General features: G+C 63.1%; 18 protein-coding genes and 1 tRNA gene. 8 read left to right on the top strand and 11 right to left on the bottom strand.

Annotation, left to right across the window (positions count from 1 at the left end; translation table 11 throughout):
* Nucleotides 1–88: 88 nt before the first annotated feature.
* From ACZ5WQ_RS16245 to ACZ5WQ_RS16275, 7 genes are read left to right on the top strand one after another with little or no spacing between them, the layout of a single operon-like run.
* Nucleotides 89–550, top strand: a complete 462-nt coding sequence (locus ACZ5WQ_RS16245) for a (2Fe-2S)-binding protein (RefSeq protein WP_088277069.1) — start codon at nucleotides 89–91, stop codon at nucleotides 548–550.
* Nucleotides 547–2,730, top strand: a complete 2,184-nt coding sequence (locus ACZ5WQ_RS16250) for a xanthine dehydrogenase family protein molybdopterin-binding subunit (RefSeq protein WP_464382685.1) — start codon at nucleotides 547–549, stop codon at nucleotides 2,728–2,730. Before ACZ5WQ_RS16245 ends, ACZ5WQ_RS16250 begins: the two co-directional genes overlap by 4 nt.
* A gap of 12 nt (nucleotides 2,731–2,742) precedes the next feature.
* On the top strand, nucleotides 2,743–3,966 hold the full coding sequence (locus tag ACZ5WQ_RS16255) for a cytochrome c (protein ID WP_464382686.1): 1,224 nt from the start codon (nucleotides 2,743–2,745) through the stop codon (nucleotides 3,964–3,966).
* A gap of 19 nt (nucleotides 3,967–3,985) precedes the next feature.
* Nucleotides 3,986–5,161, top strand: a complete 1,176-nt coding sequence (locus ACZ5WQ_RS16260; RefSeq protein ID WP_269688111.1) for an XdhC family protein — start codon at nucleotides 3,986–3,988, stop codon at nucleotides 5,159–5,161.
* The gene (locus tag ACZ5WQ_RS16265) at nucleotides 5,162–5,455 is read left to right on the top strand and encodes a putative quinol monooxygenase (protein ID WP_088277061.1); all 294 of its coding nucleotides are present in this window, start codon (nucleotides 5,162–5,164) and stop codon (nucleotides 5,453–5,455) included.
* Nucleotides 5,455–6,039 carry a nucleotidyltransferase family protein gene (locus tag ACZ5WQ_RS16270; RefSeq protein WP_269688110.1) on the top strand — a complete coding sequence of 195 codons (585 nt, stop codon included), beginning with the start codon at nucleotides 5,455–5,457 and terminating at the stop codon, nucleotides 6,037–6,039. The genes ACZ5WQ_RS16265 and ACZ5WQ_RS16270 overlap by 1 nt, the downstream gene beginning before the upstream one ends.
* A gap of 19 nt (nucleotides 6,040–6,058) precedes the next feature.
* A complete protein-coding gene (locus tag ACZ5WQ_RS16275) occupies nucleotides 6,059–6,556 on the top strand; it encodes a nucleoside 2-deoxyribosyltransferase (RefSeq protein ID WP_269688109.1) in 498 nt (165 codons plus the stop codon).
* Here the strand turns inward: ACZ5WQ_RS16275 and ACZ5WQ_RS16280 are convergent.
* The 10 genes from ACZ5WQ_RS16280 to rpsU all read right to left on the bottom strand — a co-directional run bounded on the left by ACZ5WQ_RS16280 (nucleotide 6,553) and on the right by rpsU (nucleotide 18,616).
* Nucleotides 6,553–7,047 (bottom strand): M48 metallopeptidase family protein, encoded by a 495-nt coding sequence (locus ACZ5WQ_RS16280; RefSeq protein WP_228245570.1) that lies wholly within the window; start codon nucleotides 7,045–7,047, stop codon nucleotides 6,553–6,555. The two genes, ACZ5WQ_RS16275 and ACZ5WQ_RS16280, sit on opposite strands and share 4 nt — an antisense overlap.
* Before the next feature lie 114 nt (nucleotides 7,048–7,161).
* Entirely contained in the window at nucleotides 7,162–8,112 is a 951-nt protein-coding gene (locus ACZ5WQ_RS16285) for a sodium-dependent bicarbonate transport family permease (RefSeq protein ID WP_088277053.1), read from the bottom strand.
* 85 nt (nucleotides 8,113–8,197) lie between these two features.
* On the bottom strand, nucleotides 8,198–8,551 hold the full coding sequence (locus ACZ5WQ_RS16290; protein ID WP_269688108.1) for a DUF7352 domain-containing protein: 354 nt from the start codon (nucleotides 8,549–8,551) through the stop codon (nucleotides 8,198–8,200).
* 75 nt (nucleotides 8,552–8,626) lie between these two features.
* Nucleotides 8,627–9,544, bottom strand: a complete 918-nt coding sequence (locus tag ACZ5WQ_RS16295) for a LysR family transcriptional regulator (RefSeq protein ID WP_088277051.1) — start codon at nucleotides 9,542–9,544, stop codon at nucleotides 8,627–8,629.
* 153 nt (nucleotides 9,545–9,697) lie between these two features.
* Complete coding sequence (locus ACZ5WQ_RS16300) at nucleotides 9,698–10,774, bottom strand: ArsO family NAD(P)H-dependent flavin-containing monooxygenase (protein ID WP_464382687.1); 1,077 nt, start codon at nucleotides 10,772–10,774, stop codon at nucleotides 9,698–9,700.
* A 202-nt stretch (nucleotides 10,775–10,976) separates the two neighbouring features.
* Nucleotides 10,977–11,053: transfer RNA gene (locus ACZ5WQ_RS16305), tRNA-Ile, on the bottom strand.
* A gap of 21 nt (nucleotides 11,054–11,074) precedes the next feature.
* Nucleotides 11,075–14,107 carry an EAL domain-containing protein gene (locus ACZ5WQ_RS16310; RefSeq protein ID WP_464382688.1) on the bottom strand — a complete coding sequence of 1,011 codons (3,033 nt, stop codon included), beginning with the start codon at nucleotides 14,105–14,107 and terminating at the stop codon, nucleotides 11,075–11,077.
* A 150-nt stretch (nucleotides 14,108–14,257) separates the two neighbouring features.
* Nucleotides 14,258–16,114 (bottom strand): RNA polymerase sigma factor RpoD, encoded by a 1,857-nt coding sequence (gene rpoD, locus ACZ5WQ_RS16315; RefSeq protein ID WP_228245531.1) that lies wholly within the window; start codon nucleotides 16,112–16,114, stop codon nucleotides 14,258–14,260.
* 86 nt (nucleotides 16,115–16,200) lie between these two features.
* Nucleotides 16,201–18,180 (bottom strand): DNA primase, encoded by a 1,980-nt coding sequence (gene dnaG, locus ACZ5WQ_RS16320; RefSeq protein ID WP_228245530.1) that lies wholly within the window; start codon nucleotides 18,178–18,180, stop codon nucleotides 16,201–16,203.
* A gap of 220 nt (nucleotides 18,181–18,400) precedes the next feature.
* Nucleotides 18,401–18,616: a 30S ribosomal protein S21 gene (rpsU, locus tag ACZ5WQ_RS16325; RefSeq protein ID WP_088274353.1), complete on the bottom strand. Its 216-nt coding sequence runs from the start codon at nucleotides 18,614–18,616 to the stop codon at nucleotides 18,401–18,403.
* 208 nt (nucleotides 18,617–18,824) lie between these two features.
* On the opposite strand from rpsU, the gene tsaD reads away from it, so the two are divergent.
* Nucleotides 18,825–19,862 carry a tRNA (adenosine(37)-N6)-threonylcarbamoyltransferase complex transferase subunit TsaD gene (tsaD, locus tag ACZ5WQ_RS16330; RefSeq protein WP_285677493.1) on the top strand — a complete coding sequence of 346 codons (1,038 nt, stop codon included), beginning with the start codon at nucleotides 18,825–18,827 and terminating at the stop codon, nucleotides 19,860–19,862.
* Here the strand turns inward: tsaD and plsY are convergent.
* The gene (gene plsY, locus ACZ5WQ_RS16335) at nucleotides 19,852–20,421 is read right to left on the bottom strand and encodes a glycerol-3-phosphate 1-O-acyltransferase PlsY (protein ID WP_464383661.1); all 570 of its coding nucleotides are present in this window, start codon (nucleotides 20,419–20,421) and stop codon (nucleotides 19,852–19,854) included. The two genes, tsaD and plsY, sit on opposite strands and share 11 nt — an antisense overlap.
* Nucleotides 20,422–20,477 lie beyond the last annotated feature (56 nt).

Genomic DNA, 20,477 nt, shown 5'->3' on the forward strand with positions numbered 1-20,477 from the left:
GGGCGTTCTGCGTCGCAACGTCCCATGCCTGCCTCGAGTGCTACAGTGAACGGAACTCCAATAACCTGCGTTGCCTGACGAGGTACTTATGATCCAGTTGTCCGTTAACGGCGAGCGGTATGAGCTCGACGTTCCCGCCGACATGCCACTGCTCTGGGTAGTGCGCGATGTGCTCGGTCTGACCGGCACCAAGTTTGGCTGCGGTATCGCCCAATGCGGCGCCTGTACCGTGCATCTGGACGGTGAAGCCGTGCGCTCTTGCGTGCTGCCGGTGGGTGCTGTGGCCGGCCGTGCGGTGACCACCATCGAGGCGGTTGGCGAGTCGGCGCTGGGCAGTCAGGTGCAGCAGGCCTGGCTGGAGCACGAGGTGGTGCAGTGTGGCTACTGCCAGTCCGGTCAGATCATGTCGGCCACCGCGCTGCTGCAGCGCCAACCCAACCCCAGCGATGCGGAGATTGACGCCGGTATGGCGGGCAATATCTGTCGCTGCGCGACCTACACCCGCATTCGTGCGGCCATCAAGGACGTCGGCAAGGGGGATCAGGCATGAGCAGGCAATCACGGCAGGTCTCTCGGCGCGGCTTCCTGAAAGGCTCCGGCGCAGTGATGGGCGGCCTGGTGCTCAGCACTTGGTTGCCGGGATTTATCCCGGACAGCGTCGCGGCCGAAGCGACCGCCGCCGGCCGTCTCGGTGATCAGACGCCGCGCGGCTACGGGGCCTATGTGCGCGTCGGCCACGACGGCAAGGTGACCGTCATATCGCCGAAAATCGAGATGGGGCAGGGGGCGCATACCGGTATCGCCATGATGCTGGCCGAGGAGCTGGAAGTGCGACTGGCTGATGTCAGCGTCGAGGATGCACCACCGGACGCCGAACTCTACACGGACTCGATCATGCAATTTCAGGCTACCGGCGGGTCGACGTCCACACGGCATGCCTGGCAGCCCCTGCGCGAGGCCGGTGCCACCGCGCGGCTGCTGTTGATTCAGGCGGCTGCTCAGCGATGGTCGGTCGACCCTGCCCAGTGCGAGGCGCGCGAGGGCGTGGTCTACGGGCCGGGCGATCGTCAGGCGGGCTATGGCGAGCTGGTCGATCTGGCCAGCACCCTGCCGCTGCCAGCCAGCATTACCCTGAAAACCCCGGATCAGTTCCGCCTGATCGGCACCCCGGCGCGCCGCATTGATACCCCGAACAAGGTCAACGGCAAGGCGAAGTTCACCATCGACCTGCAGGTGCCGGACATGCTGGTTGCCTCCAGCCTGGCCTGTCCGGTTTACGGCGGCACCCTGAAATCGGTTGATGCCAGCGCGGCGCGGCAGGTACCGGGTGTACGCGATGTGGTCACGCTGGATAACGCTGTTGCGGTGACTGCAACCAACTACTGGGCCTGTCAGCAGGGGCTCAAGGCGCTGAAGATCGAATGGGATTTGGGCGAGAACGCCTCGATCAGCTCGCCCGAGCTGGATGCGGCGCTGCAAAAGGCTTCCAGCGCAGACGGCGTGGTTGCTCACAGCAGCGGCGATGTTGCAGCAGCGCTGGAGGCGGCCAGCAGCCGTTTTGAAGCGGTGTACGAACAGGCGTTCCTGTCCCATTCGCCGCTGGAGCCGATGACCTGCGTAGCGCACGTGCGCCCGGATGGCTGTGACCTGTGGGTCGGCACTCAGGTGCCGGTGTTTGCCCAGCAGACTGCCGCCAGCATCACCGGGCTGAAGCCGGAGCAGGTGGTCGTGCACAACCAGCTGATTGGTGGCGCCTTCGGCCGCCGGCTGGATTACGACTTCATCGCCCAGGCGGTGGCGATTGCGCGGCAGGTGAGTTACCCGATCAAGCTGATCTGGAGTCGCGAAGAGGACATGACCCACGATATGTACCGTCCGCACTACGTCGACCGGCTGACCGCCGCACTGGACGCCGACGGCAAGCCGCAGGGCTGGCAGCATCGCATTGCCGGCGCGTCGGTGCTGGCGCGCTATGTCGGCAGCCTGCCGCCGAGCGGCGTGGATGCCGATGCGGTGGAAGTGGCCATTGACCCGCTCTATGCGCTGGACAGTCTGCAGGTCAATTACATCCGCGAGGAGCCCAAGGTGATTCCGGTCTCCTGGTGGCGCGGAGTAGGGCCGCTGCGCAGCACGCTGGCGGTGGAGTGCTTTATCGACGAGCTGGCGCACAACGCCGGCAAGGATCCGGTCGACTACCGGCTGGCGCTGATGGACAAGCATCCGCGGGCCCAGGCGGTGCTCAAGCTGGCTGCCGAGAAGGCCGACTGGCAAACGCCGTTGCCGGCCGGGCAGGGGCGTGGCATTGCGGTCAGCGCGGTGTTCGGCAGCTTCGTCGCGACCGTGGTCGAGCTGGAAATGCAGGCGGACAAGGGCATCCGCATCAAACGTCTGGTCAGTGCCATCGACTGCGGTCTGGTGACCAACCCGACCTCGGTGCTGGCGCAGATTGAAGGCGGCACCCTGTTCGGCCTGTCGGCCTCGCTGTTCAATGAAATCACGATTGAGCAGGGCCAGGTGCAGCAGCGCAATTTCAACACCTACCGGCAGTTGCGCATCGGTGAAGCGCCCGGCGTCGAGGTGCACATTGTGCCCAGCACAGAGTCACCCGGCGGAGTCGGCGAAACCGGGACCGCACTGATTGGTCCGGCGCTGCTCAACGCGTTGGCGGCTGCATCCGGCGAGCGTCTGCGGCGTCTGCCGCTGAGCCGCGCTGGTTACTTCCCGGTTTAAGGAGCTGAACCCATGCATCTGAGCAAATCCGTGATTCTCGGGCTGGGGCTGGCTGCCTCGGCGCTGTCCGTGCAGGCCGCTGACGATGAGCTGATCGCCCGTGGCAAGTATCTGGCCGCCGCGGCCGACTGTGTGGCCTGCCACACTGTCCCGGGCGGCAAGCCGTTCGCCGGGGGTGTCGAATTCAAGCTGCCGTTTGGCTCGCTGTATTCGCCCAATATCACCCCGGACAAGGCGACCGGCATTGGCGACTGGACCGACGCCGACTTCCTCGGCGCCCTGCATGAGGGCGTCGGCAAGGACGGCAAGCGCTACTACCCGGCCTTTCCGTACACCTCCTACACCCTGATGCCGGACGACGAAGTGAAGGCCATCAAGGCCTATCTGTTCAGCCTGGAACCGGTCAGCAATACGGTGCCGGAGAACACCCTGAGTTTCCCCTACAACCAGCGCTGGGGCATGTTCTTCTGGAACCTGGTATTTCACGATAACGAACGCTTCGAGCCTGATCCGAACCAGTCCGAGGAGTGGAATCGTGGCGCCTATCTGGTCGAAGGGCCGGGTCACTGCGGCGAGTGCCATACCCCGCGCAACTTTGCCCAGGCGCTGAGCAGCAGCCAGCCGCTGGCGGGCAACCTGGTGCAGGGCTGGCAGGCCTACAACATCAGTTCGGACGAGACCTATGGCATCGGTGCCTGGTCGCCGGCCGAACTGGTCAGTTATTTCAGCAAGGGGTATGCCCCGGGCAAGGGCGTGGCCAGCGGGCCGATGGGTGATGTAGTCAATCACAGCCTGCGCCATCTGACCCCGGACGACTTGTCTGCCATCGCGACCTACCTGCTCAGCACCCCGGCGCAGGCCACCGGCATCGCCCGGCCCGAGGTGGTGCCGGATGCGACCCCGGTAGCCGATGGTGCGCTCGGCAGCAAGCTGTTTGCCGGCAACTGCGCCGGTTGTCATGCCTGGGACGGCAGCGGCACCCAGTCGCCGATTGCCGCGCTCGGCGGCCTGAAAACCGTCAATGATCCGGCCGGCACCAACCTGCTGGGTATCCTGCTGCGCGGTCACGGCGGCCCGGGCGCACGGGTAGACCAGCAGATGCCATCCTTCGCTGCGGGCTATCAGGATGCCGAGCTGGCTGCGGTCGGCAGCTTCGTGCTGCAGCACTTCGGTCAGAGTGGCAGCAGCCTCAGTGCTGAGGATGTTGCGGCCAAGCGCGGTAACACCGGCCACTGAGCCGACAGCGGGAGGTGTGATGTCTGCAGTGGAACAGCTGCTCAAGGCGGTCGATGAGGCCGCCCTGCAGGGCGACGATGCGGTGCTGGCAACGGTGGTCAAGGTCGAGGGCTCGGCCTACCGCCGCCCCGGCGCGCGGATGCTGATCAACCCCCTGGGGCAGACCGAGGGGACTGTCAGCGGCGGCTGCCTGGAAAGCGAGGTGGCGCGCACGGCGCGCTGGTTGACCGAACGCGGGCCGGCGCTGCGCAGCTACAGCACCGCCGAAGATGATGAAGATGGCGATGCGGCAGTGCGTTTTGGCCTCGGCTGCAACGGTACCGTGCACCTGCTGTTCGAGCGTGTCGATTCCGCGGCCTGTCAGCTGTTGCTGGATGGCTGCCGGGCGCTGATCAATGGCGCTGTTGGACTCAGTGTGGCGACCGTCGTCAGCGCATCACAGCCTGAGTTGCTCGGGCAGCGACTGCTTCTGACTGCCGATGATCAGCTGCAGGGCTGCCTGCCCGATGCCTGGTCGGCGCCGTTGCTGCCACTGCTGCGCCTGGCGCGCTCTGCCCGACGTGCTGCGTTGCATCGCTTTCTTCAGCCCGGTGGCGCGGTTGAGGTGCTGATCGAGCACCTGCGCCCGGCGCAGCGGCTGGTGATTTTCGGTGGCGGGCACGATGCCCAGCCGCTGGTGCGGATGGCCAAACTGCAGGGCCTGCATGTGACGGTGATTGACAGTCGGGCGCATTTTGCCCGGGGCAGTCGCTTTCCGGAGGCCGATGCGGTGTTGCTCGGGCAGTTGGACAACAGCTTCGCACTGAAGGATTTGCTGGCCGACGCGGCGGTAGTGGTCATGACCCACAGTCTGCAGCAGGATGCCTGGTGGCTGGCGCAGGCGCTGGCGTCGTCGGCGTGCTACATCGGCCAGCTCGGACCGCGTGAGCGCACCGAGCGGCTGCTGGCCGGCATGGCGCAAGCCAACTTGCCGGGCGTCGAGCGGCTGCATTACCCGGTCGGTCTCGACCTGGGGGGCGATACCCCGGAAGCCGTCGCGCTGGCGATTCTGGGCGAGATCACAGCAGTACTCAACGAACGCGCCGGTGGCCAGCTGCAGCAGCGGCGGTCTGCTATCCACGAACCTTCTGCAATTCATATCCATGACGGGTGCGAGCAGGATTTGCCAGCACCCTCCACTATCGAGAGCAATTAAATGTCCGAAATCATTACCGTCGTAGCGGTGCTGCGCGCCGTTCCTGGCGCAGCCGAACAGGTCGCAGCCATCCTTGCCGACGCGGTCGAGCCGTCGCGCGCCGAGGCCGGTTGCCGAGGTTATGTGCTGCACCACGACCGCAGCGATGCCAGTCGCTTCGTGTTTGTTGAGCAGTGGGCCGGGATGGAGGCCATCGAAGCGCACCGTCAGGCGCCGCACTATCAGGCAATGGGCAAGGCGCTGGCAGGCCTGATTGCCGAGCGCGAAGTGATGCTGCTGGACGCCAAGGCCTGATGCCAGGGGTTGCCGCCCTGATGCTTGGCGCCGGGTTCTCCCGGCGCTTCGGCGGCGACAAACGGCAGGCACGTCTGGCCAGCGGCCAGACGGTACTCAATCGTGCACTGGAGAACGCACTGGCGGCCTTCGGCGCGGTAACTCTGGTGCTGCGCAGCGATGATGACCCGCAAGCACTGGCGCTGCCGGAGGCGGTCGACGTGCTGTTCAACCCGCATAGCGCGCAGGGCATGGCCAGCTCGCTGGTACTGGGTATTGAATATCTGCGGCACGGTGATGCGGAGGCAATCGCCGTGCTGCTCGCCGACATGCCGTGTATCCAGCCGACCACCCTGCAAGCGTTGGCGCAGCGGTGTGGTCCGGAGGATATTGTGCTGCCGAGCTGGCAGGGTCAGCGCGGCCATCCGGTGTTGTTCGGCCGGCGTTTCTGGCCGCAGCTGCTGACCCTCAGTGGTGACCGCGGCGGACGCGAGATTGTGCGCGCCCATGCCGATTGCGTTAAGGTGCTGGCGGTGGAGGATGCCGGTGTCTGTCTCGATCTGGACCAGGCCGCAGACCTTGCCACGCTGAATCCGCTTGTCTGATCCACGCAGGAGATCCCCGGTGCCATCGGTATATCTGGCCGGTTTTGACGTGTTCTATCCCGACGCACAGGCGCGCGGCGAGTATCTCAAGGCGCTGTGCGCCACGCATGGCCTGGAAGGGCTCTATCCGCTGGATGCGGCCCTGCCGGAGGGGCTGAGCGACCCGGCTGGCTGGATCTGTCAGGCCAACCTCGACAGCCTGCGCCGCGCCGACGCGGTGCTGGCCAATCTGGGCCACTTTCGCGGTAACGAGCCGGATTCCGGCACCGTCTTCGAGGTGGGCTTTGCCTGTGCGCTGGGCAAACCGGTGTGGGCGTACTTCCCCGATCAACAGCCTATGATCGAGCAACTGCCGCGTGATGAGCAGGGGCTGTGTCCGGACGGCTTTGTGGTCGAGAACTTCGGCCTGCCGCGCAACCTGATGCTGGCCTGCAGCTGGGTCGGTGCCAGCAGAACGGCGCCCCAGGCCGTTGCCGAGTTGGCCGCCTGGCTGCACGCCAACCCGCAAACGCGCTAGCCGTCTCGCAGGGTCAGGAACAGCCGCAGGTCCAGCTCCAGCTGGTGATAGTCCGGCTCCATGTGCCGGCACAGCTGGTAGAACGCCTTGTTGTGTTCCTTCTCGCGCAGGTGCGCCAGTTCGTGCACCACCACCATGCGCAGCAGCGGCTCGGGCAGGCTCTTGAGGATGGCCGAGATCTTGATCGCGTTCTTGCTCTTCAACTTGCCGCCCTGCACCCGGCTGACAAACTGGTGTTGCCCCAGCGCATTGTCGATCACGTGCATGCGGGTATCGAACAACACCTTGCTGATCGGCCCGCTACTGCGCATGTGCTGCTGCTTGAGGCGCTGGGTGTAGTCGTAGAGTGCAGCGTCGGTCTGGATCGAATGCTGCTCGCCGGACGGGTAACGTTGCTCAAGCCAGGCGCCGAGCTGGCCACGATCGATCAACTGCTGGACCTGCTGGCGCAGATCGGGGCTGTAGCCCGCGAGGTATTTCAGGGTTGCCAGGGTGTTGTCCTCCGCGGGTCATCCAGCTGTTGATGTGGATTCTGTTGCGCGCAGTATCGGTGCTCCGGCAGCCGCTGTCACGGGCAGCCTCCGGGCTGCCCGTACATTGAGCCGTTAGCCGGTCAGCCGCTGCAGGATGCTAGCGTACAGCTCAATGCCCACCAGCACGTTGAACGGGAAGGTGACGCCCAGCGAGGCTAGCATTACCAGCCCGATGTCGGCCTCTTCAATGGCGTGGCGCACCGCGACCGGAGCGGCGATGTAGGAGGCGCTGGCGGTCAGGGTCGCGAGGATTACCGTCGTGCCCGGAGCCAGCCCCAGCAGCAGCCCGGTCGCCATGCCCGGCAAGCTCAGCAGTGTGGGCATGCACAGGGCAAAGGCGATAACCCGCCAGTGCTGCAGTCGGACCTTGCGCAGGGTTTCTGCAGCTACCAGACCCATTTCCAGCAAGAACAGCGCAAGAATCAGGGAAAATCCGCTGGTCAGCGCGCCAGTGACCTGGCTGCCGCCTTGCTTGCCGTACAGCAGGCCAATCACCACACCGCCCACCAGCAGAATTACGCTGCGGTTGGTCAGCGTCTCCTGCCAGAGCGGCGTACTCGCAACCGTTTGGGCCGGGCCGGATGGGCTACCGAGTCGGCGATACAGCCACAGCCCGGTGATAATTGCGGGCAGCTCCAGCAGCACCAGATACAGCGTGACCTGCCCGCTGACCATCATTCCGCGTGACTCGGTCCAGGCTAGCGCCACCGCAAAGGTACCGGCGCTTACCGAGCCGTAGTGGGCGCAGAAACTGGCCGCATCCGCCCCGTTCAGGCGCACCAGATAGCGCAGCAATGGGTACAGCAGCAAGGGAATCAGAAAGCCCAGCGCGGTAACGGCAAGCACTTCCCCCAGCAGCGACCAGTGCAGGTTGCCGTGCAGGGCCATGCCACCCTTCAGGCCGATGGTCAGCATCAGCAGCAGCGACAGGATGTCGTAGACCGCCTTGGGGATGGCAAGGTCCGAGCGCAGGGAGCCGGCGATCAGACCAAGAATGAAAAACATGACGATGATATCGGGCATGAAGCATGTTCCGCAGGGGCTTGATTAAAAAGCGTAGGCCAAAAAAGAGCCCCTGTGCGGGGCTCTGGTCGGTGAGTTTCAGGCTTCAGGCGCTGAGCCTGAGTGCGTTCTCTGCAGGCGGTCTGTGCACCGAGCGTTCCTCGTCCGTTGCGCTGGCAGCATTGTTCACCACCTGATAGACATGGAAGGCCTCCGGGCCAAAGGGATCAACGGCCGTGTCTACGTAGCAATGGCTAACCGGCACCGGCACACCCGAGCCAACCACCATGAACTGATGCTCGCTTACCGGCAGGTCGATCTTCAGTGGCTCTTCGACCCACAGGTATACGCGTTTCTGGGCAACCACATACTCGCAGCGCACGATCCGGAACCCCTCGCGCAGGGCCAGGCTGGTCACCTGCTTGTCATTGGCCAGTTGATACTGATGGATGGTTTTCATGACCTGTCTCCGAACAGTTTTGACGGATTCAGGGTCAGCTAAATGAGGGTCTTTATAAATCGATCTATTTGGAATTTATAGTTCGATTTTTTCGATGCTATCGTCCAGCTCGGGCCGAGACTTCAACAGTGCCTCAATGGCCGGGTTGCCGCTGGAGCGCGCGCGGGTGACGGCGTAGAGCGTCTCTCTGACCTCGCCAATCGAGCCGATACACTCCACTTCGTACTGGCGACATACCTCATCGTGAATCACCGTCGGGGCGGCAAAGTAGCCCAGCCCTTGGCGGCCGAATACCTTGATCAACGCACTGTCGTCGACCTCGGCCACCACATTGATGCGGATCCGCTTGGCTGCAAACCAGTTCATCAGCTCGTTGATATAGGGCGCATTGAGAGAGGTCGTCAGAAAGGGCTGGCGGTCCAGGCTCAAGGGAAAGCCGGGCCTGAGCCGCGCGGCCAGCTCCGGGGTGGCAAACAGGGATATGGACGAGCTGGCCAGCCGCGTGGCGCGAAACTGGCCGGCGTCCTTGAAGTCGGGCTGGCGGTCGGTCAGCAGAATATCCAGCTCCCGTTGGCCGAGTTGGCGCAGCAACTGCCCCGTCTCCCCGGTCTGGCAGACCAGATGCACCGGCCGCGGCTGCGACAGCGCAGGCTCGGTCAAATGGTAGGCGATCAGTTTGTGGATGGAGGCGGCGATGCCGATAGCCAGCGTCAACGGGCGATTTTCCGGCGGCTGCTGCAGAACCTCGGTCAACGACTGCACAGACTGGAAAATGTCGTCGGCGTAGGAAAACACCGTCTTGCCGAAGTCGGTCAGCTGCAGCGAGCGGTTGGCTCGCTTGAACAGCGCACCACCCAGCGACGCCTCCAGCGTTGCCAGCTGGCCGCTCAGCGTCTGCGGCGACAGGTCAAGACTCTCCGCCGCCCGCACAATCGACCCCGTTCGGGCAATCATCCAGAAATACTGCAAATGGCGAAGATTCAATTGGTCCACGGGCCGCACTCTCGGTCTGTCAGGGGCTGGCTGCTTGTTGGGGCGATAGTATCAGCAGTTTTGCGGGAGTGGGCGAGGGGCGGCGTTAGTGCGGCGCTGAGGGTTGGTGGCTCGGCGTTCTTGCGCACTTGGGTTCCTAACAAGAGCTTGTCCTCAGCTCTCTCCGTCAGCCAGAAACTGCGCTATCTCGGTGGCCGTACTGCGGGCGGTGCGCGTGACGCCGATCAGGGTTGCGGAAGCTAGCCCGGTCCACTCGCCATAGCCCACCAGCCATAGCCTGGGTTCGTGGGTGGCGCGGGTGCCCTGAACCTCGACGCGGCCCTCATCGTTGATGAGCCCCAGACTCGCCAAGTGGCCCAATGCGGGCCTGAAACCGGTGCACCAGATCACGGCATCGACCTCGGTCTCGGAACCATCGGGCCACACCACACCGTTGCGGGTGAAGCGAGTGAAGGGGCGAATTGCGTGCAAAACGCCGCGCTCTCTTGCGTCGACTACGGGCGGCACCATCACCACATCACCCAGGCCACCCACCGGCTGGTCGATGACGCGGCCTTCCTGCTGGGCTTTCCAGCGTTCGGTTGCGCGCTCGAACAGCACGCGCCCGTCAACGTCATCAGGCAGGAACAGAGGCTCGGTAGCGGTCACCCAGGTGGCGTCTGCCACTTTGGAGACCTCGGCAAGAATCTGTGCGCCGGAGTTGCCGCCGCCCACAACCAGTACGCGCTTGCCGGCAAAGGGCTGGGCCTCGACATAGTGGGCCGAATGCAGTTGCTGGCCTTGAAACGACTCGGCGCCGGGATAGGCGGGAATATAGGGGTTGCTCCAGGTGCCAGTGGTGCTGACCACGGCTCTGGCCTGCCAGTGCTGCTGCCCGGCGCGTACGCGCAGCCCTCCCTCAATCCGTTCGAGTGCAGTGACACGCACTGGGCGCTGAAGCGGAAACTGGTAGCGCTCCTCGTAGCGGCTCAGGTAGTCGATCACGTGGTCGCGGGCAGGATGGCCGTCCGCTACCGGTGGCATCATCCAGCCGGCGATGGAGCTCCAGGTGGCGGGAGAGAACAGCCGCAGCGAGTTCCAGCCGTGCCGCCAGGCGCCGCCAGGCCCGTCTTCTGCATCGAGAATCAGGTATGACAGGCCGGTACGTCGCAGGAAGTACGCCGTAGCCAGACCCGCCTGGCCACCGCCGATGATGATGACATCCAATAGGGTCTCAGGGTTGGCTTGCATTCCGGCTCTCCTGCACATGAACGCTTGGAGTGTATCAACCTGCATGAACGCTTGGCTGATGTAAGGCAAGTGTGCGGTGATTCTTTGCTAGAGATATTGGTGCAGCGAAAGGCTTTGATTGACGTATGCGCGGTAGCTGGCGGCTATGATTAGAGGACAGTCTATGGTCCGGAAACCACGGGATGCTGCGGGGAGGGGAGAGTGGTGGGCCCACCAGGACTTGAACCTGGGACCAAGCGATTATGAGTCGCCTGCTCTGACCAACTGAGCTATAGGCCCACGCTGTTATAGCGTCGGGGATTATACGGGCTGTGATGGCTGGTGACTAGGCGCTCGGCGGAGGAAGGCGTTGGCAAATTCGTCGGCGGGAAGCGGGCGGCTTACCAGGTAGCCCTGGATGCTGTCGCAGCCCTGTTCAAGCAGCAGTTCGCGCTGCAGTTCGTTCTCCACGCCTTCGGCGATCACGGCCATGCCAAGGTTGTGCGCCAGTACGATGATGGTCTGGCTGATGGCGGCATCGTGGTGGTTGCCGGGTAAACCGGCAACAAAGCTGCGGTCAATCTTGAGGGTGTCGAGCGGTAGCTCCTTCAGGTACGCCAGTGAGGAGTAGCCTGTGCCGAAGTCGTCGATGGACAGGTGGATGCCCATGCTGCTGAACAGATCGAGCAGGACGATGGCTTCGCGGTTCTGGTTCATCACGAAGTCTTCGGTAATCTCCAGTTCAAGCTGGCTGGCGGACAGGCTGTGTTTGGCTAGGGCGCGTCGAATATCGTTTACCAGGTGGTCCCCGATCAGTTGGGCGCCGGAGACGTTGATGGCCATGCGCGGTGCGGTGAGGCCCTGGTCGTGCCATTGGGCGAGCTGGGCGCAGGCGATGTTGAGGATGGTGCGGCCCAGATCCACGATCAGGCCGGTTTCTTCGGCCAGAGGGATGAATTGGTCGGGTTCGACCATGCCCCGCTGGGGATGGTTCCAGCGTACCAGTGCTTCGGCGCCGTCCAGCTTGCCGCTGCTCAGGTCCAGTTTGGGCTGGTAGTGAAGCACAAACTCGTTGCGTTCCAGGCCGCGGCGCATGTCGTTTTCCATCTCCAGGCGCTGGTGGGCGCTGGCCGTCAGGTCGCTGGTATAGAACGCGTAGCGGTTGCGCCCCTGGTTCTTGGCCCGGTACATGGCGGCATCGGCATGCTTGATCAGGCTGTTGACGTCGTCGGCGTCGGTTGGGAACAGGCTGATGCCGATGCTGGCGCTGACGAAGAGTTCGTGGCCGGCGCAGATGAACGGGGCGCGGAAGACGGCAAGTAGCTTGTCGGCAATGGCGGCGGCGTCGGTGTCGGTACGCAGATTGGGAAGCAGGACGATGAACTCGTCGCCGCCGTGCCGGGCGACCGTGTCGATGTCACGCAGGACCGAGCACAGGCGCTGGCTGACCAGTTGCAGCAGGCTATCGCCAACCGGGTGGCCCAGGCTGTCGTTGATTTGCTTGAAACGGTCAAGGTCGATAAACAGCAGGGCGCCGATGTGTTCCTCGTGATTGAGTGCCTGGCTGTGCAGCGACTCTCGCAGTCGTGCCTCGAACAGGGTGCGATTGGGCAGACCGGTCAACGGGTCATGGTGGGCCTGATGGTCGAGTCGCGCCTGGGTGTGCTTGAGCGGTGTGATGTCGCTGAACACCGCAACCAGATGGCTCAGGCTGCCGTCGACGTTAAGCACCTGGCTGACGTTGGACCAGGAGGCGTAGAGTTCGCCGTTGGGGCGGCGGTTCCAGGACTCTCCCTGCCAGTGCCCCTGTTCCCGGATGGCGCGAGATGCCTGTGCGACTACCTCCTGATCTTCAACGTTGGCTGACAGCATCCGCAGTGGTTGGCCAATGGCGTCGGCGGCGTCGACACCTGTAATCTGGCTGAAGGCGCGATTGACTGCGGCGATATTGCCGGAGGAATCGGTGATGATCACCCCTTCGGTGGTGTTCTCGAAGACGGTTGCGGCCTGGCGTAACGAGTTCTCCATTTCCAGACGCTCGGTTACGTCACGGGCGATGCTGAGCATGCACTCCTGATCGTTGATGGTGAGCGCCTCGGTACAGATTTCGACCCAGCGTACCTGGTCGGTTGCCGTCGTGATCTGCGAGAGCATGTCGCGCACCCGTCCATCGCGTCGCAAGGTCTCCACCATGCGTGTTCGGTCAGCGTCATCACGCCAGATTCGCAGGGCGAGCGTGCTGCTGCCGATGGCCTGGGCTCGGGTGTAGCCGGTGATGCGGGTGAAGCCCTCGTTGACGTCGAGCAGCATGCCGTCGCTGGCCTTGGTGATCAGCAGGCCGTCCGGTGAAGCGTGGAAGGCGCGGGAAAATTTCTGCTCGGACAGGCGCAGTTGTTCCTGGGTGAGCTTCAGGGCCGAGATGTCTCGAATCACGGTAACCAGGACCGGCTGGCCGTCGATGCTCACCGGTCGGGCCGAGAGCAGACCGGTAAAGCGGCTGCCGTCAGCCCGCCGGAACTCCAGTTCAACGTTGCTCTTGGTTCGGGTCAGCAGGAGCGCGAGCAGCCTGGGCCCTGTGCCCGGTTCGTTCCACAGGTTCAGCTCCGTTGCGGTATGGCCGACGGCGTCGCTCATGCTGATGCCGAACTGCTCCTCGAAGGTCTGGTTGACGGCCATCAACCGGCCCTCTTCGGCGTCAGCCAGAACGATGGTGTCCGGGCAGTTGTGAAAGACCGACGAGAATTTCTGTTCCGAGCTGCGCAGGGCCTGTTCGGCGAGCTTCTGTTCCTGAATGTCGATCAGCAGGCCGTGCAGTGAGGCTGCCTCGTATTCCTGGCTGGTGACGCGGTTGATGATGGCGCGCACCCATACATAATCACCACACTCGCGATACAGGCGGAAATCGAAGCTTTGCTGCTGATGGGTCAGTGCATGGTCGCGCAGGCTGTCCAGAACGCGGCGATGATCCTCCGGGTGCAGGTGGTCGGCCAGAAAGTCGGGGCTTAGCCAGTTGCTGGCGGGGTAGCCAAGCAGGTCGGCTGCGTGGGGCGAGGTATAAATGAAACGCAGTGAGGGGTAGGACATTTCCCATGTGACGACGTGCAGCTTCTCAACCAGGGTGCGGTAGCGGTGTTCCTGCTGTCTGAGCAGCTCCAGTGCTTCCTGGCGCTGCATCACGGCGCGCCTGCGCAGCTGATTAAGGCCGTGCGCCGCCAGCAGAAGTATGCAGGACAGCAGCAGCACGCCAGCCTGCGTGATCTGCAGGTCGGGTGCCATGGGGATATTGATGGCACTGCATCCTGCGCCGGCCATTGCCAGCCCTGCGGCAACCAATCCCTTTGCGGCGATGTTCATTCGACGGGAAACCTGTATCCATGGCTACTCGATATTGTTTCGCCAGTTTAGCCCCAGGATGCGGTGCATGCCCACCCCCCGCTGGCGCAGGGCCACAAACAACAACGCCCGGCACAGGCCGGGCGTTGCTATTGACTGCATGCAGGTGACTCAGTCGTCGAGGAAGCTGCGCAGGTGATCGCTGCGGGTCGGGTGACGCAGCTTGCGCAGTGCTTTGGCTTCGATCTGACGAATCCGCTCACGGGTAACATCGAACTGCTTGCCGACTTCCTCGAGGGTATGGTCGGTGTTCATGTCGATGCCGAAGCGCATGCGCAGTACCTTGGCTTCACGGGCAGTGAGGCCGGACAGTACGTCGCGGGTCGCTTCCTTGAGGTTCTCCACGGTCGCCGAATCGATCGGTGATTCCATGGTGCCGTCCTCGATGAAATCGCCCAGATGCGAATCTTCGTCATCACCGATGGGGGTTTCCATCGAGATCGGTTCCTTGGCGATCTTCAGGACCTTGCGGATCTTGTCCTCGGGCATCTCCATGCGCTCGCCCAGCTCTTCCGGGGTCGGCTCGCGACCCATCTCCTGCAGCATCTGGCGGGAGATTCGGTTGAGCTTGTTGATGGTCTCGATCATGTGTACCGGAATACGGATGGTACGGGCCTGATCCGCAATGGAGCGGGTGATGGCCTGACGAATCCACCAGGTGGCGTAGGTCGAGAACTTGTAGCCGCGACGGTATTCGAACTTGTCTACCGCTTTCATCAGGCCGATGTTGCCTTCCTGAATCAGGTCAAGGAACTGCAGGCCGCGGTTGGTGTACTTCTTGGCGATCGAGATCACCAGACGCAGGTTGGCCTCAACCATCTCTTTCTTGGCACGACGCGCACGCGCCTCGCCGATGGACATGCGGCGGTTGATGTCCTTGATTTCGGAGATGGTCAGGCTGGCGTTTTCTTCCAGCTCGGCCAGCTTCTTCTGGGCGCGCAGGATGTCACCCTTGAGGGCTTCCAGGCCTTCGCTGTAGCGCGGGCTGTCAGCCAGCAGGGAGTCGACCCAGCCTTCATTGACTTCGTTGCCGGGGAAGCTGCGCAGGAAGTCGGCGCGCGGCATGCGTGCGTCGCGGACACACAATTGCATGATGGCGCGTTCCTGCTTGCGGATCTGGTCCTGGGCATCACGGACACGGTTGACCAGCGCTTCATACTGTTTCGGGATCAGCTTGATCGGCATGAACAGGGTGGCCAGGGCCTCTTGCTCGGCAACGGCTTTGGGGCTGTTGCGCGGGTGCTTCTTCAGCACCTTCTGCAGTTTTTCCAGCTGTTCCTTGATGGCGGTAAAGCGCAGGCGGGCCACTTCCGGATCGGGGCCACCATCGCCTTCGTTGTCATCGCTGTCGTCGTCCGAGTCTTCCTCGTCGTCTTCCTCGTCGTCGTCCTTCTTGGTTTCCTTGGAGGCGACCGCGGGTATGTCGTCGCTGTTGACGCCGGACATGCCGTCGTCATCGGGATCGATATAGCCGCTGAAAATGTCGGACAGGCGACCGCCTTCCTCAACCACGCGAGCGTAGTCGGCAAGGATGCCGTCGACGGTGCCGGGGAACATGGAGATGGCCGCCATGACTTCACGGATGCCTTCCTCGATGCGCTTGGCGATTTCGATTTCGCCTTCGCGAGTCAGCAGCTCGACCGTACCCATTTCGCGCATGTACATGCGGACCGGGTCGGTGGTGCGACCGATATCGGTTTCCACGGCAGCCAGGGCAGCGGCAGCTTCTTCGGCGGCAGCTTCGTCGGCATCATTATCGGCCAGCAACAGCGCATCGGCATCGGGTGCGGTTTCAAAAACCGTGATGCCCATGTCGTTGATCATGCGGATAATGTCTTCCACCTGTTCCGGATCGGAGATATCCTCGGGCAGGTGATCGTTGACCTCCGCATAGGTCAGATAGCCCTGCTCGCGACCGCGGGCGATGAGCTCTTTAAGACGGGATTGCTGTTGCGCTTTTCCGGACATAACAACCCTTGTGGATGCCTAGGTGTGCAAAAAATAAGCTGCGGATTATACCCTGATTTCGCCTGCTGACGCCACTTGAGGCGCGGTCAGCCGTCGTTTTTCCGGGTGTTTCGTGAGCCCAGCAGGTCTCGCAGCTGTTGCTTTTCCTCGGCAGAGAGCGGTTCGGTGACCGATTTGTCGAGGAGGTGCTGAAGTCGTCGCTCGTTTTGTTGAGCGGTTAGTCTGTTAATGGTGTCGAAAAACTGTTGTTCAAGGTTCACGCCGGGACTGGTCAGCAGCCACTCCTGTTCTGCCAGGCGATTCAACTGCTCCCCCATCGCCGTGCCGTGCCAGCGCGCCAGCAGTTCAATTGTAGTCAGCCCGGGCTGTTTCTGCGCAGCGTCAACCAGCGCTACCAGCAGCCTTGCCTCGTCGTCGTCCTCGTCGGCCATTTGATTGGCCTGTTGGGCATGTGCGGCCAGGTGCGGGTGGTGCAGCAGGGTTCGCACGGCTTGCAGTAACGGGCTGTCTACTTCCCTGCGCAGCGCCTTTTTGCCGCCGCTGCGACCTTTGCGTTCGCTGTCGCGCGGAGTGAAACGGCGGCTCTCCGATGTGGCCGGCGGTTTGCTGTCCATACCTTCCGGCAGGTAGTAGTCGCCGTCGGAGTCATCCCTTTCCGACCAGTCGCCCCAGGCGTCCATTGGTACGGCTTCGTCATGGCGCGGGTACGCATGGTTGCCTGCGTCGTTGCCCGCAGGCTGCTCTGTCGCCGTCGGCATCGCTGCCGGTTCAATGCTGTCCAGGTCAAGCCCGGTCTGTTGTTGCAGCGACTGCCTCAGCAGGCGGCGCAACATGCTGCCGGGGATCTGGTCAATCAGCGGCAGGGCCAGTGAGGCCATGTGCGCCTTGCCTTCCAGGCTGTCGGCGCCGGTTTCTTCGGCAAGGTGCCGGAACAGATAGTCGGTAAGCGGCAGCGCTTCACGTTCCAGTCGACGACGGAAGGCGTCGGTGCCTTCTTCGCGCACCATGGTATCCGGGTCCTGGCCATCCGGCAGGAACAGAAAGCGCACATGGCGACCATCTTCCAGCACCGGGAGCGCCGAATTGAGTGCGCGCCAGGCGGCTTGCCGTCCGGCGCGGTCGCCGTCGAAACAGAAAATCACATTGTGCACCAGTCGGAACAGGCGCTTGAGGTGCTCTTCGCTGGTGGCGGTGCCCAGTGTGGCAACAGCATTGGTGATGCCGTGCTGCGCCAGTGCGATCACGTCCATGTAGCCTTCGACGACCAGAATCTCGTTCAGTTGCCGATTCTGTTGCTTGGCTTCATAAAGCCCGTACAGCTCCTGTCCCTTGTGGAAGACCGTGGTCTCCGGGGAGTTCAGGTACTTGGGCTTCTCGTCGCCCAGTACGCGGCCGCCAAAGCCGATGGTGCGGCCGCGGCTGTCGCGAATCGGAAACATGATGCGGTCGCGGAAGCGATCGTACCGGCCGCCGCTGTCCGGGTTTTCCACTACCAGGCCGGCATCGATCAGGGCTTTTTGTTCACTGGTGTCGCGGGCCAGGTGCGACATCAGGTTGTCCCAGCCGGGCGGGGCGAGGCCCAGGTCGTACATTTTGGCGATCTGTCCCGACAGGCCGCGTCCTTTCAGGTAGCTGACCGCCCGCTGGCGCGCCGGATGCTGACGCAGTTGCTGCCGATAGTAGGCGGCAGCCTGCTCCAGCAGGGCGTATAGCGGGTTGTCCTTGCGCGGTGTTCGGTTGTTGCTCTTGCGGCCGTCGCTGCGTTCTTCGTGCGGCACCTCGACGCCGGCCTGGCGTGCGAGTTCTTCAACCGCCTGGGGGAAATCCAGGCGATCGAAATCCATCACGAAACTCAGTGCGCTGCCGCCGGCGCCGCAGCCGAAACAGTAGTAGAACTGCTTGTCCGGGCTGACGCTGAACGACGGTGACTTCTCGTTGTGGAACGGGCAGAGTGCAGAGTAGTTCTTGCCGGTCTTCTTCAGCTTCAGCCGCGCCCCGACGACTTCGACAATGTCGATGCGTCCGAGCAGGTCATCAATGAAGCCCTGAGGAATAAGTCCGGCCATGCTGTCTGCGGTGCCCCTGCGAGAGTACGTCGTTGCCGGCGTGCTGTACTGTTCGTGGCTTTATGCGCTGGCAAATGCACAAAGACGCAAAAATCCAGCCAATTCCTTTCGGAAGGCCGGAAAGATGCGTGTTCCAGTGCTGTTCAGTCTGGTGATGCGAGCGCGGTGCGCTGCATCGGTGGGCCTGTGGTCAGGCCCGATCAGAGCTGAGTATTGGAACTCAGTACAGGCGCTCGCGACGACGCTGTTCGCGCTGAACTTTCTTGGCGTGACGCTTTACAGCAGCAGCTGCCTTGCGCTTGCGCTCGGTAGTGGGCTTCTCGTAAAACTCGCGACGACGCACTTCAGCCAGAACACCGGCTTTTTCGCAGGAGCGTTTGAAACGACGCAGGGCCACGTCGAAGGGTTCGTTCTCTTTAACTTTGACGGCAGGCATTTCGTACCTTTCTCAAACGTTGGTAGTCATGGCCGTAGGCAATATTGCCTGCGGCGATTGCATTTCAAGGGACGCGGATGTTACCGCCTTCATCTGTAAAAAGCAAAGCCTATGACGTCCATCAGGGTAAAAAACTGGCCTGTGGGCGTCTGGCTGATTATGATGCGCGGCAGATGACATTCATGTAATTCGAGGCACAGGGCCAAGCATGCGCGTTCTGGGTATTGAGACTTCCTGCGACGAAACCGGCATCGCGCTGTACGACAGTGAGCGAGGCCTGCTGGCGGACGCGTTGTTCAGCCAGATCGACCTGCACCGGGTGTACGGTGGCGTGGTGCCTGAGTTGGCCTCGCGCGATCACGTCAAGCGCATGGTACCACTGATGCGCGAGGTGTTTGCCAAGGCCGGTTTGCAGCCGGGTGAGGTTGATGCGGTGGCCTACACGGCCGGTCCCGGTCTGGTGGGGGCCCTGCTGGTTGGCGGTGCCTTTGCGCGGGCGCTGGCCTTTGCCTGGGGCGTGCCGGCGTTGGGTGTTCACCATATGGAGGGGCATCTGCTGGCGCCCTGTCTGGAGGAGCATCCGCCCGAGTTTCCGTTCGTCGCCTTGCTGGTGTCCGGCGGCCACACGCAACTTGTCCGGGTAGACGGTATCGGCCAATACCAGTTGCTGGGGGAGTCGCTGGACGACGCCGCCGGGGAAGCCTTCGACAAAACCGCCAAGCTGATGGGGCTGCCGTATCCGGGCGGCCCCGAGATTGCACGGCTGGCCGAGCAGGGGCGCCCCGGTGCCTTTGTATTTCCCCGTCCGATGACTGACCGCCCCGGCCTGACCTTTAGTTTCAGTGGCCTGAAAACCGCCGTGCTGACGGCATGGCAGGCGTGTTCGCAGCAGGGGCAGCCGGATCAGCAGACGCTGGCCGATATCGCGCTCGGCTTTGAAACGGCGGTAGTCGAGACGCTGACCATCAAGTGCCGCCGGGCACTCAAACAGACCGGGCTCAAGCGCTTGGTCATTGCCGGCGGCGTCAGCGCCAACCGCCGCCTGCGACAGCAGCTGGAGAGCATGACCGCCGAGTTGAAGGGCAACGTGTTTTATGCACGCCCGGCGTATTGCACCGATAATGGCGCAATGATCGCCTATGCCGGATGCCAGCGGCTGCTGGCCGGCCAGCAGGATGAGGGCGGTATCGAAACGCGGGCGCGTTGGCCGATGGAGCAGTTGCCGCCGATTGCGGTCAAGGCCTGAAGCGGTTTTCTACTCCTGCCAGCAGCCGGCCGATGTTGAGGCGGTGGCGCAGCAGAATAAGCAGCACTATCAGTGTGACCGGCAGCAGCAGTGCCGGGGCCAGCCAGGCGAGGGCTGGTGGCAGCGTCAGGCTGGCCAGCAGCGATGCCAGTGAGGCGATCCGCTGCCAGTAAAAGGTCAGGCCCCAGGCCAGCGCTGCGATCAGGGCCGCAGGCCAGCAGAACATCAGCATGACGCCGGCAGCGGTGGCAACACCCTTGCCACCCTGCAGGCGATGAAAGATAGGCAGGATATGGCCGCACACGGCGGCCAGACCGACCCAGCCCTGTTGCAGCAGAGAAAGGTCGGCATAGCGTGCCAGCGCCACGGCCAGTGCGCCCTTGCCGAGATCGCCGGCCAGGGTGGCCAGCGCCAGAGAGCGGTTGCCAAGGCGCAGCATGTTGCTGGCGCCGGGGTTGCCGGAGCCCAGTTTGCGCGGGTCCGGCAGGTGACGCAGGTGGCTGATCAGCACGGCAAAGGAGACCGAGCCGAGCAGATAGGCGATGACCAGCCAGAACAGAAACTGGGTATGCATGCAGCGGATCCCGGGCAAAATGACGTTTGATTGTAGTCGAC

This window comes from Halopseudomonas sp. T1L2, from assembly GCF_055397385.1.

Coding starts and splice junctions, on each gene's coding strand:
- ACZ5WQ_RS16245 (WP_088277069.1), top strand. CDS start 89: ATGATCCAGTTGTCCGTTAACGGCGAGCGGTATGAGCTCGACGTTCCC.
- ACZ5WQ_RS16250 (WP_464382685.1), top strand. CDS start 547: ATGAGCAGGCAATCACGGCAGGTCTCTCGGCGCGGCTTCCTGAAAGGC.
- ACZ5WQ_RS16255 (WP_464382686.1), top strand. CDS start 2,743: ATGCATCTGAGCAAATCCGTGATTCTCGGGCTGGGGCTGGCTGCCTCG.
- ACZ5WQ_RS16260 (WP_269688111.1), top strand. CDS start 3,986: ATGTCTGCAGTGGAACAGCTGCTCAAGGCGGTCGATGAGGCCGCCCTG.
- ACZ5WQ_RS16265 (WP_088277061.1), top strand. CDS start 5,162: ATGTCCGAAATCATTACCGTCGTAGCGGTGCTGCGCGCCGTTCCTGGC.
- ACZ5WQ_RS16270 (WP_269688110.1), top strand. CDS start 5,455: ATGCCAGGGGTTGCCGCCCTGATGCTTGGCGCCGGGTTCTCCCGGCGC.
- ACZ5WQ_RS16285 (WP_088277053.1), bottom strand. CDS start 8,112: ATGCCCGATATCATCGTCATGTTTTTCATTCTTGGTCTGATCGCCGGC.
- ACZ5WQ_RS16290 (WP_269688108.1), bottom strand. CDS start 8,551: ATGAAAACCATCCATCAGTATCAACTGGCCAATGACAAGCAGGTGACC.
- ACZ5WQ_RS16300 (WP_464382687.1), bottom strand. CDS start 10,774: ATGCAAGCCAACCCTGAGACCCTATTGGATGTCATCATCATCGGCGGT.
- ACZ5WQ_RS16310 (WP_464382688.1), bottom strand. CDS start 14,107: ATGAACATCGCCGCAAAGGGATTGGTTGCCGCAGGGCTGGCAATGGCC.
- rpoD (WP_228245531.1), bottom strand. CDS start 16,114: ATGTCCGGAAAAGCGCAACAGCAATCCCGTCTTAAAGAGCTCATCGCC.
- dnaG (WP_228245530.1), bottom strand. CDS start 18,180: ATGGCCGGACTTATTCCTCAGGGCTTCATTGATGACCTGCTCGGACGC.
- rpsU (WP_088274353.1), bottom strand. CDS start 18,616: ATGCCTGCCGTCAAAGTTAAAGAGAACGAACCCTTCGACGTGGCCCTG.
- tsaD (WP_285677493.1), top strand. CDS start 18,825: ATGCGCGTTCTGGGTATTGAGACTTCCTGCGACGAAACCGGCATCGCG.